Source organism: Candidatus Thiodiazotropha sp. AKIB8 (assembly GCF_058244675.1).
The window spans coordinates 93,448-110,989 of the sequence record NZ_JBSYOO010000041.1; the positions used below are offsets into that span (position 1 = coordinate 93,448).

The 17,542-nt window shown below is 47.9% G+C and carries 19 protein-coding genes; 12 read left to right on the plus strand and 7 right to left on the minus strand.

What is annotated here, in order from left to right; all coding sequences use genetic code 11:
- Positions 1–47 precede the first annotated feature (47 nt).
- Genes AC4IFB_RS14215 through AC4IFB_RS14225 form a run of 3 tightly spaced genes read right to left on the minus strand, consistent with a single transcriptional unit; the run spans position 48 to position 2,399 of the window.
- Positions 48–1,355 carry a TolC family protein gene (locus tag AC4IFB_RS14215; RefSeq protein ID WP_490780507.1) on the minus strand — a complete coding sequence of 436 codons (1,308 nt, stop codon included), beginning with the start codon at positions 1,353–1,355 and terminating at the stop codon, positions 48–50.
- Entirely contained in the window at positions 1,352–1,891 is a 540-nt protein-coding gene (locus AC4IFB_RS14220; RefSeq protein WP_490777571.1) for a thioredoxin family protein, read from the minus strand. Before AC4IFB_RS14220 ends, AC4IFB_RS14215 begins: the two co-directional genes overlap by 4 nt.
- 7 nt (positions 1,892–1,898) lie before the next feature.
- Positions 1,899–2,399: a peroxiredoxin family protein gene (locus AC4IFB_RS14225; protein WP_490777520.1), complete on the minus strand. Its 501-nt coding sequence runs from the start codon at positions 2,397–2,399 to the stop codon at positions 1,899–1,901.
- 445 nt (positions 2,400–2,844) lie between these two features.
- Here AC4IFB_RS14225 and AC4IFB_RS14230 point away from each other — a divergent pair, with 445 nt between their 5' ends.
- Entirely contained in the window at positions 2,845–4,458 is a 1,614-nt protein-coding gene (locus tag AC4IFB_RS14230) for a cyclic-di-GMP receptor FimW-related protein (protein ID WP_490780508.1), read from the plus strand.
- On the opposite strand, the gene AC4IFB_RS14235 is transcribed toward AC4IFB_RS14230, so the two are convergent.
- Positions 4,445–5,725 carry a virulence factor BrkB family protein gene (locus tag AC4IFB_RS14235; protein WP_490780509.1) on the minus strand — a complete coding sequence of 427 codons (1,281 nt, stop codon included), beginning with the start codon at positions 5,723–5,725 and terminating at the stop codon, positions 4,445–4,447. The genes AC4IFB_RS14230 and AC4IFB_RS14235 overlap by 14 nt on opposite strands.
- 111 nt (positions 5,726–5,836) lie before the next feature.
- Here AC4IFB_RS14235 and arsC point away from each other — a divergent pair, with 111 nt between their 5' ends.
- The 5 genes from arsC to AC4IFB_RS14260 all read left to right on the plus strand — a co-directional run bounded on the left by arsC (position 5,837) and on the right by AC4IFB_RS14260 (position 8,261).
- Positions 5,837–6,184 carry an arsenate reductase (glutaredoxin) gene (gene arsC, locus AC4IFB_RS14240; RefSeq protein ID WP_490777523.1) on the plus strand — a complete coding sequence of 116 codons (348 nt, stop codon included), beginning with the start codon at positions 5,837–5,839 and terminating at the stop codon, positions 6,182–6,184.
- 32 nt (positions 6,185–6,216) lie between these two features.
- On the plus strand, positions 6,217–6,810 hold the full coding sequence (gene wrbA / locus AC4IFB_RS14245; RefSeq protein WP_490777524.1) for an NAD(P)H:quinone oxidoreductase: 594 nt from the start codon (positions 6,217–6,219) through the stop codon (positions 6,808–6,810).
- A 16-nt stretch (positions 6,811–6,826) separates the two neighbouring features.
- Positions 6,827–7,507: a DnaA regulatory inactivator Hda gene (hda, locus tag AC4IFB_RS14250; RefSeq protein ID WP_490780510.1), complete on the plus strand. Its 681-nt coding sequence runs from the start codon at positions 6,827–6,829 to the stop codon at positions 7,505–7,507.
- Between the two features lie 67 nt (positions 7,508–7,574).
- A complete protein-coding gene (locus AC4IFB_RS14255) occupies positions 7,575–7,895 on the plus strand; it encodes a BolA family protein (protein ID WP_490777572.1) in 321 nt (106 codons plus the stop codon).
- 6 nt (positions 7,896–7,901) lie between these two features.
- Positions 7,902–8,261 carry a glutaredoxin family protein gene (locus AC4IFB_RS14260; protein ID WP_490780511.1) on the plus strand — a complete coding sequence of 120 codons (360 nt, stop codon included), beginning with the start codon at positions 7,902–7,904 and terminating at the stop codon, positions 8,259–8,261.
- Between the two features lie 81 nt (positions 8,262–8,342).
- Here AC4IFB_RS14260 and AC4IFB_RS14265 read toward each other — a convergent pair whose 3' ends face one another.
- Together AC4IFB_RS14265 and AC4IFB_RS14270 are read right to left on the minus strand one after the other, a co-directional pair.
- Positions 8,343–9,548, minus strand: a complete 1,206-nt coding sequence (locus AC4IFB_RS14265) for a TsoY family (seleno)protein (protein ID WP_490780512.1) — start codon at positions 9,546–9,548, stop codon at positions 8,343–8,345.
- 123 nt (positions 9,549–9,671) lie between these two features.
- Positions 9,672–11,027 (minus strand): alanine/glycine:cation symporter family protein, encoded by a 1,356-nt coding sequence (locus AC4IFB_RS14270; protein ID WP_490780513.1) that lies wholly within the window; start codon positions 11,025–11,027, stop codon positions 9,672–9,674.
- A gap of 236 nt (positions 11,028–11,263) precedes the next feature.
- On the opposite strand from AC4IFB_RS14270, the gene AC4IFB_RS14275 reads away from it, so the two are divergent.
- From AC4IFB_RS14275 to AC4IFB_RS14300, 6 genes are all read left to right on the plus strand, one after another.
- Positions 11,264–11,626 carry a cell division protein BolA gene (locus AC4IFB_RS14275; protein ID WP_490777529.1) on the plus strand — a complete coding sequence of 121 codons (363 nt, stop codon included), beginning with the start codon at positions 11,264–11,266 and terminating at the stop codon, positions 11,624–11,626.
- Between the two features lie 19 nt (positions 11,627–11,645).
- Complete coding sequence (locus AC4IFB_RS14280; protein ID WP_490780514.1) at positions 11,646–12,503, plus strand: TRAP transporter TatT component family protein; 858 nt, start codon at positions 11,646–11,648, stop codon at positions 12,501–12,503.
- A gap of 306 nt (positions 12,504–12,809) precedes the next feature.
- Positions 12,810–13,814 carry a TRAP transporter substrate-binding protein gene (locus AC4IFB_RS14285; protein ID WP_490777531.1) on the plus strand — a complete coding sequence of 335 codons (1,005 nt, stop codon included), beginning with the start codon at positions 12,810–12,812 and terminating at the stop codon, positions 13,812–13,814.
- 325 nt (positions 13,815–14,139) lie between these two features.
- Positions 14,140–14,451 carry a cupin domain-containing protein gene (locus tag AC4IFB_RS14290; RefSeq protein WP_490780515.1) on the plus strand — a complete coding sequence of 104 codons (312 nt, stop codon included), beginning with the start codon at positions 14,140–14,142 and terminating at the stop codon, positions 14,449–14,451.
- Between the two features lie 158 nt (positions 14,452–14,609).
- Positions 14,610–15,098: a TRAP transporter small permease gene (locus tag AC4IFB_RS14295; RefSeq protein WP_490777533.1), complete on the plus strand. Its 489-nt coding sequence runs from the start codon at positions 14,610–14,612 to the stop codon at positions 15,096–15,098.
- Positions 15,095–16,369 (plus strand): TRAP transporter large permease, encoded by a 1,275-nt coding sequence (locus AC4IFB_RS14300; protein ID WP_490777534.1) that lies wholly within the window; start codon positions 15,095–15,097, stop codon positions 16,367–16,369. The genes AC4IFB_RS14295 and AC4IFB_RS14300 overlap by 4 nt, the downstream gene beginning before the upstream one ends.
- Here AC4IFB_RS14300 and AC4IFB_RS14305 read toward each other — a convergent pair.
- Positions 16,327–17,235: a DMT family transporter gene (locus AC4IFB_RS14305; RefSeq protein ID WP_490780516.1), complete on the minus strand. Its 909-nt coding sequence runs from the start codon at positions 17,233–17,235 to the stop codon at positions 16,327–16,329. The genes AC4IFB_RS14300 and AC4IFB_RS14305 overlap by 43 nt on opposite strands.
- Positions 17,236–17,542: the final 307 nt, after the last annotated feature.

Consider the following 17,542-nt stretch of genomic DNA (forward strand, 5'->3'; position numbering starts at 1 on the left):
CGAGGCATGAAAAGGCCTAGGGCCTGTTAACACTAATCGAATAGGCCCTAAGGCACCGCTGCACTCTCCTCTTGATCCAGCAATCCACCAGTCAAGGCCTTGAGATGAGCCAATACCAACTGGATTTGATAGCTATTCTTGGCACTCTGATACTGAATTGCTGCGATCTGGGTCATGGAATCACCCAGATCTGAGGAGAGATCCAAGTCATACAGTGTTCGACTTCGATCCAGATAGAGATCTCGAAAATCACCTGTTACACCAATCTCTTCAGACTCTATACGCAATTGGTCGAGTTCCATCCAATAATCGAGAATCTGCTGCCTGAGAACAAGCTCATAGGAAGCCAATTCAGCCTGCTTCTGTTGTATCAAAGCGCGCTGCTTTGCCTTTACCGCATCGACCCGACTACCTTGATAGAGTGGCAGTTCAAACACCAGAGCTGCTGTCAGAGGGTTGCGTCCCCCAAGCTCCCGCTCATAGGTAGCCGCCTCAAGTTGAGCGCTAATTACTGGATTCGCTTCTGATTCACTTGCCTGTAACTGTTTTTGTGCCGCTTGCAGCTCAGCCCTCAGTTTCCTGAGTCCAGGATTACCCGTGATGGCACGTGCCACTAACTCCTCCACTCCAGCCATCTTAGCCAATGGCTCAAAGCTTGGTATTTCCAAGTCAGCAGGGAGATCGAGTGGACGGTTCAGGCTGTTTGCCAACTGGGAGCGGGTAATGCGCTGGCGATTCTGGCTGACTCTCAGCTTGCGTCGGGATTGCTGATAGAGGCTCTCCAGTTCCAGCATATCTACGTCAGACACTTTACCCATTTCATTCTTGGTGCGGGCACGATCGAAACGAATGTAGTCAATCGAGAGGGCCTCATTATCTCTGGCATTCTCTAAATCTGCCAAAAGAACATTAAAGAATCGGGCCATCACATCCAATCTGCGTTGTTGACGAACCTCTACAAGCTGCCAACGACGGGACTCCAAGTTAGCGTCTGCCGCCTCAAGTGCATGAGAGGTACGACCAAAATCATAGAGTTGCTTGCTTATCCTGAGTCTGGCCAGACTGTCATTATGGGTCTGATATATGGCAATTTCTGAAGGCTCAATAGCGCGTAACTCCGCACTCACATCGATGCGTAAATCATCTCCTGCATCAGCCTCTAGTTTTTCTGCTTCTGACTGGGCCAAGGCGGCATCTGCCAAAACCCGTTCAGGATGCCCATCATCAGCCAGACTCAGGGCATATTCCAGAGAGAGCGGGGTTGGCAGCGGTTCCAGTGCAACAATATCCAATGGTATGAAAAAGAAGATCAGCAGCAGGCGACCCCGGGAGATTATATTTATAATGCTCGTCACTGCGTCCTAAGTTCCTTTTTTTTAGCCCGTTTATAACGCGAAAAATTTGTCGATTTATAGTGCTCATCCACCACAAATTCACCGAGCCACATAAACTCTTCGGCGCTATTGGCGGCTCCTGTAAAACGGGTAATTAAATTACCATCCAGATCGAAAAAGCCGAAAACAGGGGTTGCGCGCACCTTGAACTGCTTAAAGGCGAAATCCTTCTCCTTCATGAGTTGCCCTTTGAAATCGGCAATCTCCACATCCCCCTCAATATCTACGGTATATATCTGGAAATGTGCTTTGAAATAGTCCTGAACCTCCACTTGATTGAGCACTCTGCTCTTCATCCGATGACAAAAGGGACACTCATCCATTTCAAACATGATCAAAACCCCTTTTTTCCCCTCTTCCCTGGCCACTGTCAGTTCCTCACTGAAATCACCCAGTGACTGATCAAAAAAATAGTTCACAGGATCACGTGTAGCAGAGTTTGCATCGCCAAAAAAGAGGCTGGCCAGGATCAGGAAGAGTATGGATTTTTTCATTATTGCCTCCTCACTCGGTCTCTTCCTTTGTATTGCTCTCTTCATTTATGAAAGACTCAAGGTCTTCCAAGGTAACAGGGCCCACCTGACGGGCAACAAGCTCACCCTCAGGGTTGACCAGAAAAGAGGTTGGTAGTCCAGGTACCCGACCCAATTCGGTTCGAGCCGCTGGCTTTGTCAATAAAATTGGATAACTCAGAAACTGCTCATCAACAAAACTCTTGAGGCGAGGTGGATCAATTCGCTCCATCGCAATACCTAATACCACAGCATCCTTGTCTTTGTGATTGGAATGGAACACTTCCAGCTCAGGTAACTCTTCCCGGCACGGTGGACACCAAGTGGCCCAGTAGTTGACCAACACCCATTTTCCCCGATAGTCAGAAAGACGATAGTTCTTGCCATCAAGCCCTGGAAGCTCGAAATCCACCGCTTCAGCCATTGCCGGGAGAACAAACAGCCACAATCCACAGAAAAAGAGGATACGGCTTAGGGGACTGTTGCACTGCATAAATATCTCCGTTGAATCGATAATCTTCTGGATGGCCGAAGTTTCAGACCTCCATTCTCAGGCTAAATTCCGATAAGTGCAATTAGGGCCTGCTAACACTAATCGAATCGGCCCTAAGGAAAACCTTAATTAGGAATTTCCTATTTGTGGTCAAACTCGCTGGTCATGACTGAAAATCGCCTTGGAGAGGGGAGATAGACTCTCATGAAACCTCAATATTAACCCATTAAAATATAGTAATATTCCATACTTGGTAATTCTTCTGTATCGTGCATGAGTCTAGCATTTGTACGCTAAGTCAGTTTCTACCACACAACCAACAGATCTTACTCAATTTAGGCATTGAATGATTGGGTTAATATCACCGCTTAAGCTAACCTAATAAATGGTATAGTTTGTTTATGGACGCCAAAATATAAAGAAACGGACTGAACAGAAAATATCTATGTTTGACTTTTTTACCAACAAAGCACCCACCAACAAACAACCTCTGTTCTTTGTGCCACAAGCTGATCCTTTCGAGAATCCCCTGGTCGAGACTGATCCTCAGCAACTGGGTCTGTGGGCTACTGCCCTGCCCTTTGCCAACCCCCAGCAACTCGCCGAAAACGTAATTACCAGTCTTGGGCGTCTGAACCGTTTTCCGGGTCAGGTCAAGAAACGTGAAGATTTGATGCAGATCTATGTCACACCAGCCATGCGTCTTCTTCATGGTCTGGAACAAAGAAAGCATCAAGGTCCGATCAGCGATATTCGTCGTGTGATGCTGGAGATGGGCTATGGCTATTGCCATATTGCAAATGAGTGCATTGCCTGCAAGCCAAATAAGAAGGTAATTGCCCGACTCGGCCATGCACTCTATTACGCGACTAAATATTTCATTCTCGATTATCTTCTTGCCTGCGAAGAGTTTGACTGCCGTTCAGTCTCTTCCTACCGCCAATTGTCTCGTTTGATGACATTTGCCTGCGAGCAAAATCTCCAGTTTGTTGAGATGGAGGATAGTGATCAGCCCGAACCGCATCAGGCCACTATCGCCCACCAATTCAACCGCTATATGTTACTGCTGCTTCTTGACCCCTGCCACTTGCAAGAGGGCGAGCCGTGGCTATGCTTCGACTTTTTGAACTCAATCGCCAGTGAAGCCCGTATATCCACACCCACAGCAGATGATGAGACAACCGGGCGCTACATTATCGATCGCCTGGGGGAAGTGCCACCCTATCTTTTTCATGAAGAGTGTCTCGAAAATCTGACACTATCCCGCTTCTCTCTGTTTGACCTCAGCCCTGTCAGCAAGAGCTTACATCAACAGTTACGCAGCCTGGAGCAATCAGAACAGAGCAAACCGAGTAGTCTGAATCAGTTGACGACCAGGGAAGTAAAAAATCTCTTCGCGAGAATGTTGAAAACCTGGCATATACGTCTAAAACGCGATAGTGAACGTCACAACACTTCAGGACAGGTGATGATGTGGGTAGGCGTGCAAAAAGTACACAATTATCTAACAAACCAGAGCGGCTCTGTTGAAAGTGACGAACAAGAGATCACCATGACTCAGTCAGTGGGAATAGCTGGCGCCTCAAGCTCTGTCGCTGATGAGCAAATTCTTGCTTTGCGCAGTAATCAAAGCCGATCGGGAGTCGCTTTATGTATCCCACGTCAGATTTTCACCGGCCAGCTTATTGGTGAATTGATACTGATATCAAACCATGAGAAACGCCACGGCAGCGACTGGAAACTGGGTGTAGTCAAGCGCGCTATGAACAGCGCGAATAACCAGCTTGAAATAGGTGTACAATTTGTTCTTGGTAAAATTGCCCCCATCACAATTCGTCTTGCTCAACCCCAGACAGAAGAGTCACCCAACCCGGATCATGCGGGTATATTTATCGACCAAGGGCACAACAATCGCAGTTCACTGATTGTACCTAAGCACTTTTTTGTGATTGGGCAGGAGTACAGGATTGAAGAGATGATTCCTTCACCCAGCATCAGTCCACTACAACAACTGGAAACAACAGCCCATTTCGAGCGCTTTCGGGTCAAAAGTGTTTAAGCGGTTCCTGTTCACCACTCTCTACTACCGGTTCGTTCAGCAGCTCTTCAAGTGACCTGTCCATGGTCTGAACTATCGTTAAATTCACCCCCTCTATTAGATCCCTGAGGGCATCAGGCATACCCACCATTTGCCCACTCTCTGGCAATACATAAGCCGATGAGTGGTATAGATCACTCAGCTTCACCTGCCTAAGATCTCGTGCCAATGCCCACCCTTTTTCATCCGCTTTTAGTACCAGGTGGGCACTGTATAGTTTATTCAATGTTTCATCGATCTGCTCTTCCGTGGCAGCAGGAATCTGCATCAGCAGCTGACGAGTGGTCATTGAAACACCTTGATGCTGGGAGCTCCTAAGCTGAGCTAGCAGTCGCAGCGCCAGAAGAAATACCCCTCCCCGCTGATGGTAGTGGGCCCTCCAATCTTGCCGATAGATACCCAGACAGTAGGTAAACTCAGCCCCTAGCATGGTTACCAGCCAGGAGAGATAGATCCAGATCAGAAAGATAGGCACAACAGCCAATGCGCCATAGATCGCTTCATAGGTTGGAAAGGTGGTTACATAGAGGGCAAAACCCCGTTTCGATAACTCAAACAGCAAAGCCGCAAGCAGACCACCCAGTAGTGCATGGCGCATAGGTACTGAACGATTCGGCACCAGTGCATACAACATACTGAATGCTAAGGCTGAAATTGCTACAGGCATGATACTTAGCAACTTGGAACGTACCATTACTACCGCCTGTGCCTGCTCGATCAGAGGAATCGACACCAGGTAGGAAGTCACGCCCACACTCACCACGATCAGTATGGGACCAAGAGAGAGAATCGCCCAATAAACTGTAAATTTTGCCAATGGTGATCGGCTTTTCCTAACATGCCAGATGGTATTGAATGCCTTATCGATATTGCTCATTAACAGTAAAGCGACCAGAATCAGAAACACAAACCCCACCCCGGTAAGCTGCGCCGCTTTTTGGCTGAAATTCTTCAGATGTTGCTGCACGGCTTCACCCGCTGCCGGTACAAAGTTCTGAAATAGAAAATCCTCAATCTGTTCTGACATCCGTTCAGAAGCCGGGAAGACTGAGAACAGGGCCAGTACCACAGTCATCAGCGGCACCAGGGAGAGTAGTGTGGTGTAGGTCAAGGCAGCAACATGCTGTACCCCACCATCAGCCACGAAATGGTGTATCAGCAATCCGAAAAACGAACGTAGATGCTGTAAATATGACAACAACCTATGATTAAGACCCTGCAGATTCATCACCGGTTTCCCTTCTGAGTGTAACTTGGTGTCAAGATGTCTATCCTAGTGTGGAGCAGTCAATCTCATATGGATACAATGTCCATCAACCATTAAGAGGTATAACTTACAATGAGCATTGAGATCTATCATAACCCACGCTGCAGCAAATCCAGGCAGACCCTGCAGCTACTGCAAGAACAAGGGTTAGAACCCGATATTGTCGAGTATCTGAAAACCCCACCGGACAAGAAAACCCTGGAAAAGATCCTCAACATGCTCGGCCTGGAACCTCGTGATTTGATGCGTAAAAAGGAGTCAGAATATAAGGAAAATCATCTCGATGATGCAAGCCTGACCCGAAAACAGCTGATCGATGCGATGATTGCTCACCCAAAGTTGATTGAACGGCCGATCGTGATAAAAGATGGCAAGGCAGCAATCGGCCGACCGCCTGAAAAGGTACTGGAACTGATTTAAAGTGCGATACCCTCTAACCCGGAAGTAAACCAATGGCAGAAATCCTGATTTTATACTATAGCCGTCACGGTGCCACAGCTGAAATGGCCCGTATTATAGCCCGTGGCGTGGAAGAGGTAGCTGGTGCTCAGGCAAAACTCCGGACTGTACCAGAGGTATCAACAGTGTGTGAGGCGACTAAAGAGACTATCCCTGAAAGTGGTGCACCCTACATAACAGAATCTGATTTTCGCGATTGTGACGGATTGATTCTCGGCAGCCCGACCCGCTTCGGCAATATGGCTGCCTCGATGAAGTATTGCCTCGATTCGACCAGTCCGCTGTGGATGAATGGCGCAATGATTGGAAAACCTGCCTCAGTGTTTACCTCCACCTCCAGCCTTCATGGTGGCCAGGAGAGCACATTGTTATCGATGATGCTGCCATTGCTGCACCATGGCATGATACTGGTCGGCATTCCTTACAGTGAGACAGCCCTGCTGCATACCCAGAGTGGTGGCACACCCTATGGGGCCAGCCATTTGGCCGGAAAAGAGAGCAAACTTCCCATCACTGAAGAGGAGAAGCGCATCTGCATCACCCAGGGTAAACGTATGGCCGAAACTGCCTTGCAACTACAAAGCTAACCCCTGTCAAACGACTATGCCCACACAACTCCCTCTTGGCTTGAGCATTAGACCCAGAGTCGATTTCAGGCACTTCGTCATAGGCCGAAATGGCGAGGCAGTCTCGCGTTTGCGCACCGAAACCGACCCCTATATCTATCTTTGGGGTGATTCAGGTTGCGGTAAAAGCCACCTGCTCCAAGCGGCCTGCCAGCAATCCCAAGCGAATGGTCAACAACCTGCCTATCTCCCATTCAAGTCTGAGCATGGCCTGCAGCCAGCCATGCTGGAAGGACTTGAGAGCTTCTCCCTGGTCTGCCTCGACGATCTACAGGTGCTTGCAGGAGACAGAGCGTGGGAAGTGGCGATATTCAACCTCTTTAATCAGTTGAGAGAGCATCATGCTCATTTGATCATTGCTTGTGACCGCCCTCCAGGACAACTGGCCTTACAACTACCTGACCTGGCCTCCCGGCTGACCTGGGGCCCTTGTTATCACCTGTTTCCATTGAATGATGAAGAGCGCCTGGAACTTCTGCTCAGCAGTGCGGAATCTCGAGGCATGTCGATGAGTGTCGATACCGCGAGATTCCTACTTCAGAGAACCCCCCGGGACATCCACTTCCTGACGATACTTATCGACCGTCTGGATCAAGCCTCTCTTGCGGCTCAGCGTAAACTGACGATACCCTTTGTCCGGGAGGCCCTGAAACTATGAGGCAATAAGCTGATCAAACCCTGAAACTCCGCAATTAATTACACTGACATCAACAGGTACCCAAATGATAACTACGCAGCAAATCATTGAAAAAAAGTTGCAGGAAAACTTCTCTCCACTCCATTTGGAAGTGATCGATGAGAGCCACAACCATAGCGTTCCCAAAGGTGCTGAATCGCATTTTAAAGTTGTCCTGGTCAGTGAAGCCTTCGATGGGGAAAAACTGATTCAGCGTCACCGCCGTGTAAACAAAGTGCTTGCTGAAGAGTTGAGTGAAGGGGGTGTGCATGCACTGGCACTACATACCCTAACACCTGAAGATTGGTTCAATCATGGCGGTACAGTGCCCAACTCACCAGAGTGCCTTGGCGGATCAAAAAAGGGATAAGGAGCAATGTTCCACTGGCTATCGAGACTCATTACTAAACCGATAAAAAGATCTCCAGCCAGACAAGATCAAGTCGACAAAGAGAGTGGCAGCCTCACACTCTACATTTTTCCGTTTTGCCCCTACTGCACCAAAGTAAGCAGAGTCATTCACAAACTGAATCTGAAAATTGAACAGCGTGATGCTGTAAACGCAACAGCTTATGCTAACGAGCTACGCCAGGGGGGAGGAAAAATGCAGACCCCATGCCTGAGAATCCAACATCAGGATAAGAGCGAATGGCTCTATGAATCCGACGATATTATTCTCTATCTCCGACAACATTTTGCGACTGCAGAAGACCTTACTGAAGACTACTACGCCTAACCAGAACTTCATGCAGTCACAAAATGTTAAAACATCATAAAGATGTTTTCCGGCGAATGCCTTCGCCGGAAACAGTACAGATCAGGCTTTTACTTGATGCCCAATGCGGCAAAACCCATACCCCATAACCTGACAGTTCAACTTCAGAAAGAGAGTCACTGTCTTGACCTGGATCCAGATAAAAGGTGCCAGTATCAGAAAATAGAGCGGTGACATCGGCGTAACCAGACCATTTTTCACAAGACCGAAGGTAATAAAAAAGAGGCCGAAGACAAAAAATGCCACACCGGGACAAACCAGCGCAAAACTGCTTGCATCCCGCTTATCACCGCGAAGATAGTCGTCAAAATATCCTAACTGTTTCATCACCTTATACCCCAGTAAACCTACCATGATCTCAAGTGACAAAATGACCGAGGTAAAGACGAAAAGAGCAGGGTGAGAAAGAGGCGCATCAAGACCGTGATGCAGCCCCATAATAATTCGGATCGTACTGATACCAATCAGGGTAAGAATCGGCAACAGAATCCAAAGGGTATAACTCGACTTCCTGGCAATGCCATGACGCAGCATCGATTTCGTTCCCAACACCAATTTCACAACTGCCAACAAAATAGACAAAGAGAGAAAAAAGATGGAACCGAAAATACCGATTACATTAATCGCCTGGGTGTGACTCATTGCACCAGGGCCGGCAAGACCGGTTGCAATCATCGCAAAAGCAAAGATCGCCATTAGCTGGCTCAGATTATTGTTGCTGTCAAAATCGAAATCCCCTTTGATCAACAGACGCACAAAATAGCTGCCATAGAGCCGCAGAGCATAGATACCAATAGCGATAAAGGCAGCCAGAGCGAAGGGGAAAATCCACTCAATCACCTGCCATAACCCAGGTATGAAAAGTGAGCCGAGAACAAACACTACATTCATACTCATACTGATAGTCAATGGTATCGCCATCAGCGAAACTTCACTGTTACCTTTGCGTAGTGCTTCATAGGCTGAAGTGCGCCGAAAACGCCTGAATGCAATCAGGCTTTTTGCCAACAGATGAAAATGGGCAAATGCAAATCCGACTACAGCCAGCAGATCCAAGGCCAGCAACAGTGCAGCCAAAGGATTCGCCCCCATCAGCACACCCTGAATAGCATCAAATGCGACCATCGGTGTCTGCGGATGAGGCAGCATGAACATCGGATAGAGAAAAAAGGAGATAGTTAATCCCCCCGCACCAAGTGCGGAGAGAAAATAGTTTGGATTAAAAGAAGACTCGTTACTGCTGAGCATGTGACAACCCCTTTCAGGCTGGTTGATTAAAGGACAGGGGATGCTAGCAAAATTAATATATTAATATATGATAATACTCAATCTCTTCAGATCCAAAGGGGTACTTTTAGAAACAGGGCGAAATCAACCCCCACTTTCAGCAAAGTAGTCCTTGGTCAATTTAAACACCACAGGACTGAGCATCAGCAACGCAACAAGATTTGGAATCGCCATAAGCGCATTCAGTGTATCTGCAATTAGCCAGACAAAGTTGAGTTGATCCTGAGCCATAGCGCCGACTGGAATCATGATGATCCAAAGCACACGAAACGGGGTAATGGCTTTGATACCAAACAGGTACTCAACACAACGTTCGCTGTAGACACTCCAACCCAAAATTGTGGTGAAGGCAAAAACAGCCAATCCGATACTGACGATCATGCCACCATAGCCGGGTAGTGCCATTTCAAAGGCACTGGAAGAGAGCGCTGCACCGGTTTCACCACTCGTCCAGACCCCAGTGACCACTATCGCCAGGCCGGTAACGGAACATACGATCAAGGTATCGATAAAGGTTCCCAACATGGCGACGGTACCCTGACGTACTGGATTGTCAGTTGCTGCAGCGGCGTGGGCAATAGGCGCACTGCCAAGACCCGCCTCATTGGAAAAGACCCCCCGGGCCACACCAAATCGAATCGCCGCCCATACTGCCGCACCGGCAAATCCACCTGTTGCCGCTGTCGGTGTAAAAGCATACTTCACTATCTCCGCTATCGCTGCAGGGATCTCTGTGATGTTGAGAAGCAGAATCACGCCACCGCCCAACAAATAGGCAATTGCCATAATTGGAACCAGCTTACCGGCAACTTCAGCAATCCGCCGGATACCCCCGATCAACACAAGCGCAGCCAAAACAGCCATCACAACACCGGTAACAACTGGCGCAATAAGAAGATCCTCATTTTTCAATAGTGCCTGGGCTACCGAATTGGCCTGCACTGTATTACCGATTCCAAAACCGGCCAGTGCACCAAATATGGCAAACAGGGTACCCAACCATGTCCACTTGCTGCCAAGACCATTCTTGATGTAATACATCGGGCCACCCACGTGGTTACCATTTTCATCCACTTCCCGATAACGCACAGCCAGCACAGCCTCTGCATATTTTGTCGCCATACCGACCAACGCGGTACACCACATCCAGAACAGGGCCCCGGGACCACCCAGAGCAATGGCGGTTGCCACACCCGCAATATTGCCGGTTCCGATCGTCGCAGAAAGGGATGTCATAAGGGCGTTAAAAGGGCTGATTTCACCAGCACCCTGCTGCTTTCGTCCGGCCCAGAGCATTTTAAATCCATACTTGAGACGAGCCAGAGGCATCAGCTTCAAACCGAACATCAGGAACAGGCCTGTACCGAGGATCAGGATCAGCATCACCGGCCCCCAGACAATGCCGTTCAGACCTTCGATCAGTTTTTGTATTGAATCCACCCCATACCCCCTTATGTATTTTTTGTTGCATGGCAAACACTTACAGTAATTCCAAACGGAATTACCAAGCATATCGCGGGACTTTAAGCAGTACTTCTGATTCGTACTAACCAGAAGTACTATACACACTCCAAGATGACGGTAAAAACCGATCAGAGAGGATTATTTCTTGAGATTATCTGAGTTGAATACTAGTCTCATACTGATAACTACTACAAATAGCGGGGGATTAACCCATGTCTTTCTGTAAAAGCCTGAAAGGGTACTCCCGAAAAAATGAGTATTTTGCTGATTTTTTTTCCCTGCTGGCGGTAGCACTTCTGTTCGGTACCCTCTATCTGGTGATCAGTAACTATGCAGACCTCATCAGCTGGATGAAAACCGATGCGGTTATCCATGTGCCAATCGTAGTTGCGCTGCTGATACTCGACCTGTTTGTTATCTATCTCTGTCTCAACATCGGAGCTGCCCGCTTAGATGATGAGGATGAAGGCTGTTTCCATACATTCAAAGGCCGCCGATCGGGTAGTGGTTCTGTTGGCAACCTGTTCTCCAGCTGGCTACATCATATGGAACAAGTCGGCAGAAAACATCGCTGAAACCTGTCACAATTGGCGGATGAAAAAAAACTATCATCGCCTTTTTATCATCTCACTGTTTTGTGGCGCAGCACTCCTATTTGATAGTGGTTGCTCTTCACTCTCAACCAGCAGACTGGCTGCCAACCTGTCCAACGCCATGCTTAACCAGACGGACCCGGAAATCGTCCGCTATGGCGCTCCTGCCTATCTCTTATTAATCGATTCATTTATTGCTGAGAGTCCCGATGACCGTGATCTACTCTATGCCGGAGCTAAACTGTATGGGGCCTATGCGGGGGGGCTGGTCAGCGACCCGGAGCGCCGCAAAAATCTCACCCAAAAAGCCATGGACTATGCAACCCAGGCCTACTGCCAGGAGCAGCAAGCCATTTGTGAAAAAGCAGACCAGCCTTTTGAACAGTTTTCCGCAGCTCTGGAACAGGCAAAAGATCAGGAACTCAGCGGTCTCTACATCTATGGTTCCAGCTGGGCAGGATGGATTCAGGCTCACAGTGACGATTGGAATGCAGTTGCAGACCTGGCTAAAGCTGAAGCACTGCTGCTCCAGGTAGTCAACCAGGATCCTGGCTATGAGAAAGGCCGTGCACAGCTCTACTTAGCTGTGATTCGCAGCCAGATACCCCCAGCACTGGGTGGCAAACCTGAACTCGGAAAACAACATTTTGAGTCTGCCATCAACTATTCAGATAACCGGGATCTGATGGCCAAACTGGAATACGCTCGACACTATGCACGCCTGGTTTTTGATAAAACACTACACGATAGGCTACTGAATGAAGTGTTGCAGGCCGATCCAGTAACTGAGGGCTTTACCCTCAGCAACATCATTGCCCAACAGCAAGCTAAATTATTGATACAGGATGACTATTTTTAATATTAACCAAACCGCAACCACTTGTAACAACTGAGTTTTTATAATAGGTTAACGGGAACTAACCGACTTCTACCGGAAAACTGCCATTACCCCCCAAAATCGTATCAACCACCCGATTTGCTATCCGAGGGATAAATTGCTGGGTACTGAGCCCCGCCCATGTAATTTCCGTAGATATGCAATTTTTGCGTCCGATTGATTCAATCAAACGTATTAACTCTAGAGTAATTTGGATCACCTGGTGTGGTGTAACGTTCAGATGGCACACCACACAGGTCTACATACCACCATCGAGGATTAGATAACATGTTCCGTTTGTTGGCTGTTTTAGTCATGACACTTCTGCTTACGCCCGTGGGTTATGCGAAAACCACCTTGAAAATTGCCACTCTGGCACCAGACGGTACCAGTTGGATGAAGCAGATGCGCTCGGCTGCCAAGCAGATTCATGAAAAGACAGAAGGTCGGGTGAAGATCCGCTTCTACCCAGGTGGCGTCATGGGCAATGACAACAGCGTGTTACGAAAAATACGCGTCGGACAGTTGCAAGGTGGCGCAATAACTGGTGGTGGATTGAGCACAATTTACCCTGATGCCCAGATCTATACACTCCCCTTTCAATTTCGAAACCTGGAAGAAGTGGATGCCGTTCGCCAGGTCATGGACAAGCAGATTATTGATGGATTGAAAAAAGAGGGCTTCATAAGTTTCGGTCTCAGCGAGGGAGGCTTTGCATACTTACTTTCAAACTCTCCAGTCAAGACCACAGACAATATGAAGGGTTTGAAAATCTGGATCCCGGAAGGAGACCAGGTCAATGCAAAAATCTTTGGTCAACTGGGCATATCCCCCATTCCTCTGCCCCTGACAGATGTCCTCACCGGATTACAGACTGGGTTGATAGACACCATTGCCAGCGCACCAATAGGCGCCATCGCCTTACAATGGCACACCAGGGTGAATTACCTGACTCAGGTGCCTCTTGCCTATCTATATGCCACTCTTGTCATCAAAGAGAAGGCTTTCAGTAAACTCAGCGCTGCTGACCAGGAGTTGGTCAAACAGACTTTGAGTTCAACCTTTGTCAATCTGAACAGACAAAACCGTGCCGATAATATTGCCGCATTATCCGCACTCAAAAAGCAGGGGATAGAGTTCGTAAGCCCCTCTACACAACAGCAAGAGGCTTGGGAAATACATGCAAACTCAACCCTGAAGACGATGCAAAAAGATGGTATTGTCACCACCGAGCTGCTTGATGAGATGCAGAATCTGATCAATCTGCAACGGACTTCAAATAGTGTTCACTAGTGTACCTCGTCAAGGAGGGGCCATTCCCTGCGAGGCATGCCTTTTGGCTAACCCCTTCCAGACTCGCTGAATGGTACAGAATCTATGACGAGGTACACTAGGGATTATTTCTAACCATCTACAATTGAACACCAATTCGTGCGATAGTGGAGGCCTGTCCGGCAATCTATGTTCAAACAATCAGGTTAATGAACATTGAAGATGCCCCTATCCTTATGATATTTAACGGCAGTCCGTAAGCGAACACACGACGGCTGAGTGTATTAATATCTATGGCCTGGTTAGTACCCCAAACGATCAACACACAACACAGGTAAAGCAAGCCATGTCAGATAAGAATCTGTTTAAACCAGATATAGCTGATGGAGAAAACGAAACGCTGGAAACCTTGTTGCAACAGAAGAATATCACTATTGAACGCATCTTAAGCCCGCCCGACACCATCACCGAAATCACCCAACAGTCTCATGATGAATGGATAACCATCCTCCAGGGCAGTGCAAAACTCGAGATGAACGGCGCGCTCCTCAACCTGCATCGTGGTGATTGCGAACTGATTCCAGCCAATACCCCGCATCGTGTTTTAACCACCAGTCACCAACCCCATTGCATATGGCTTACAGTACATATCCGTTGAATCCATTCAGTGCCATAGGTAACTCTTAACAACTCATGGGCGATCATCTGCAGCAAAGTAATCCGTTTTTTAGATTACTATTCTCCCATCGAGTATAAACAAGAGATCGAACCCATATATATATATACTGTAATGATATACGGTTATAATTGATCCTCATGGCCATCACACTGCAATCCATTCGACGTAATATTCTCCTGTTCGAAGAACTGCTCACAGCACTCTTGCTGGGCGGCATGATTCTGTTGGCAGGTAGCCAGATTTTTTTACGAAACCTGTTTGATTCCGGACTGATCTGGGCAGACCCCAGCTTACGTATCATGGTACTTTGGGTCGCATTATTAGGGGCTATCGCTGCTACCCGTGAAAACAGGCACATTCGTATTGATCTACTCTCTAACTATCTTTCAAATCGCAACAAGGCGCGGCTTTCAGTCATACATAATCTCTTCAGCGCCTTAATCTGCGGAGTCATCGCCTGGCACTCTACACGTTTTGTCTACATAGAATGGCAGGATGGGGCGAAACTATTTTCAAGTCTACCCGCCTGGGTGGGTGAAATAATCATACCTATCGGCTTCAGCACCATGTGTTTGCGATTCGCCATCAACATCCCGCTTCAGTTCATGGACAAGAAACCGGCATGATTGTCACAATTGGACTGATACTACTGGCATTAAGCGGTGCGCCACTGTTTGCAGTAATTGGTGCAGGAGCGCTCTGGGGCTTCTACCAATCCGAGATTGATCTCTCTGTAGTGGCAATCGAATTTTTCAGATTGGCAGAAACCCCGGTATTACTGGCGATCCCTCTTTTCACCTTTTCAGGATATCTCCTGAGTGAAGGCAACGCACCTCGTCGCCTGGTCAGGTTGACCCAGGCCCTGCTCGGTTGGATGCCAGGTGGCATGGCCTTTGTTGCACTTATTGCATGCGCACTGTTTACTGCATTTACCGGAGCCTCCGGGGTAACAATCGTAGCGCTTGGCGCCTTACTCTACCCCGCACTAAAAGAAGCCGGCTATCGAAAAAACTTCAGTCTTGGATTAGTAACAACTTCAGGCAGTCTGGGTCTTCTGTTCGCACCGGCACTACCCTTGATACTTTATGCGGTAGTTGCACAACAGCTGGGTATTGGCGGCTCTATTACAGTTGATGATATGTTTTTAGCGGGCATTCTTCCTGGTCTGTTGATGTTGTTCATACTGATGGCCTGGGGACTCTTTTCCGGCCGTCATTTACAACTCATCCCTTTCTCTTACAGCGAAGCGAAATCTGCTTTAAGGGATGCTATTTGGGAACTGCCGCTTCCGGTCATACTACTGGGTGGCATCTACAGTGGATACTTTGCCATCTCAGAAGCCGCTGCAGTCACTGCGGTCTATGTATTGTTCGTGGAACTCTTCATACATAGAGAAATACCTTTTAAACAGCTCCCCCGTATCATGCATGAAGCTATGCTATTGGTCGGAGGCATACTGGTCATCCTCGGTCTCTCTCTGGCCTCCACCAACTACATGATCGATAGTGATGTACCGGGAATGTTATTCAGCTGGTTGCACGAGCGTGTAGATGACCCACTCACCTTCCTTATATTGCTGAATATCTTTCTCTTGATACTCGGCACCATGCTGGATATCTTCTCTGCATTGGTGCTGATGGTGCCACTGCTGCTGCCAGTTGCTATAGAGTATGGTATTGACCCAGTACATTTGGGCATTATTTTTCTGGCCAATATGCAGATTGGCTATTTCACACCACCAGTGGGAATGAACCTGTTCATCGCCAGCTACCGCTTTGGTAAGCCGATCACTGAAATATACCGCGCCACCCTTCCCTGGTTTCTACTCCTGTTTGGCGCGGTATTGATCATCACCTACTGGCCTTCACTCTCTCTTGCCCTGTTGAACCGAAACTGAGCAGAGAGTTTTCCACCCAGTTCAAACAGCAACAACCCCAACAGAATCATTCCGGTTCCAAACCAGACACGTTCATCGATATGTTCTGAATTAAGCCAGTGGCCAGCCAACAGCGCCATTACCGGAGTCACCAGTGTAATTAAGGCCACTTTGGTGGTCTCTACATATCGCAGGATATAAAAATAGAGTGCAAACCCAAGCACAGAACCGATAACCCCAAGATAGATAATCGATAACAAGGTTCTGTCGCTGATCTCCTGAGGCCAGCTCTCCCCCTGCAGGAACCAGCTCAGAAGAAATAGTGGTACCGCCACCAGCAAACCACCCGTGGTTACCACCAAGCCATGCAACTGAGCATCTATCCGTTTCACCCAAACTGCACTTGCAGAGTGGGTTGTGACTGATATCAACATACCAGCCAGACCAAACACAAAATCAACACCAGCTTCCATACCGACAGTGAAAATTGTCACTAAGCCAACCAGAGAGACCAACACTGCAATCAGTCTTGACGAGTTCAAACCTTGTTCCTTCAACCATATACGGGCCATCAATCCTGTAAAGATCGGCGATAAACCAAATATCACAGAGATCCATCCGGAAGGTATAAACTGAGCAGACCAATAGACAGAAGTCATCGCCACAAATATACCCAAACCAGCCGCCAGATAGGTGCGTCGAGCCTGTTTATGCCAAACCAGACTCAGTCCAAACAGACGCAAAACCAACAACGCCACAATCACACCGATTAACATACGCCCAGTGACGCCAAACAGATATCCCACATCTTGACCACTCCATTGAATGGCCAAAGGTGTAGTTCCCCAGATCAGCAACACCCCAACATAGGCGGCTGGTACAGACATGATATTTCCCTCCATAACGAAAAAGGCCGCAGATGTTTCCATCTGCGGCCTTTTAAAAAATCCTGGTATAAAAACTGTCGTTTAACCTGATCTTCGAACCACAGATGGTACGCCTGCTGCCCAGAGGAACAGTCGGCGCATGGTCACCATCTTGTTGGTCGGTTTGATCTGAATCATGAACTCAGCATTGCATGGATAGAAGCTTCGGGTCAAGGGGAGTTATAAATTCTCTGTAAATGGTCTGTGCTAGTGTGGTGCGTCATACTAATTGACGATTCTGAAAAGGGTATATGGAAAATAGTGATGA

Bases quoted from the DNA above. Each gene is read 5' to 3' on its own strand.
- hda (WP_490780510.1), top strand. From the start codon at position 6,827: ATGCCCACACAACTCCCTCTTGGCTTGAGCATTAGACCCAGAGTCGAT.
- AC4IFB_RS14300 (WP_490777534.1), top strand. From the start codon at position 15,095: ATGATTGTCACAATTGGACTGATACTACTGGCATTAAGCGGTGCGCCA.
- AC4IFB_RS14260 (WP_490780511.1), top strand. From the start codon at position 7,902: ATGTTCCACTGGCTATCGAGACTCATTACTAAACCGATAAAAAGATCT.
- AC4IFB_RS14275 (WP_490777529.1), top strand. From the start codon at position 11,264: ATGTCTTTCTGTAAAAGCCTGAAAGGGTACTCCCGAAAAAATGAGTAT.
- AC4IFB_RS14290 (WP_490780515.1), top strand. From the start codon at position 14,140: ATGTCAGATAAGAATCTGTTTAAACCAGATATAGCTGATGGAGAAAAC.
- AC4IFB_RS14230 (WP_490780508.1), top strand. From the start codon at position 2,845: ATGTTTGACTTTTTTACCAACAAAGCACCCACCAACAAACAACCTCTG.
- arsC (WP_490777523.1), top strand. From the start codon at position 5,837: ATGAGCATTGAGATCTATCATAACCCACGCTGCAGCAAATCCAGGCAG.
- wrbA (WP_490777524.1), top strand. From the start codon at position 6,217: ATGGCAGAAATCCTGATTTTATACTATAGCCGTCACGGTGCCACAGCT.
- AC4IFB_RS14285 (WP_490777531.1), top strand. From the start codon at position 12,810: ATGTTCCGTTTGTTGGCTGTTTTAGTCATGACACTTCTGCTTACGCCC.
- AC4IFB_RS14295 (WP_490777533.1), top strand. From the start codon at position 14,610: ATGGCCATCACACTGCAATCCATTCGACGTAATATTCTCCTGTTCGAA.
- AC4IFB_RS14225 (WP_490777520.1), bottom strand. From the start codon at position 2,399: ATGCAGTGCAACAGTCCCCTAAGCCGTATCCTCTTTTTCTGTGGATTG.
- AC4IFB_RS14265 (WP_490780512.1), bottom strand. From the start codon at position 9,548: ATGCTCAGCAGTAACGAGTCTTCTTTTAATCCAAACTATTTTCTCTCC.
- AC4IFB_RS14235 (WP_490780509.1), bottom strand. From the start codon at position 5,725: ATGAATCTGCAGGGTCTTAATCATAGGTTGTTGTCATATTTACAGCAT.
- AC4IFB_RS14280 (WP_490780514.1), top strand. From the start codon at position 11,646: ATGAAAAAAAACTATCATCGCCTTTTTATCATCTCACTGTTTTGTGGC.
- AC4IFB_RS14305 (WP_490780516.1), bottom strand. From the start codon at position 17,235: ATGTCTGTACCAGCCGCCTATGTTGGGGTGTTGCTGATCTGGGGAACT.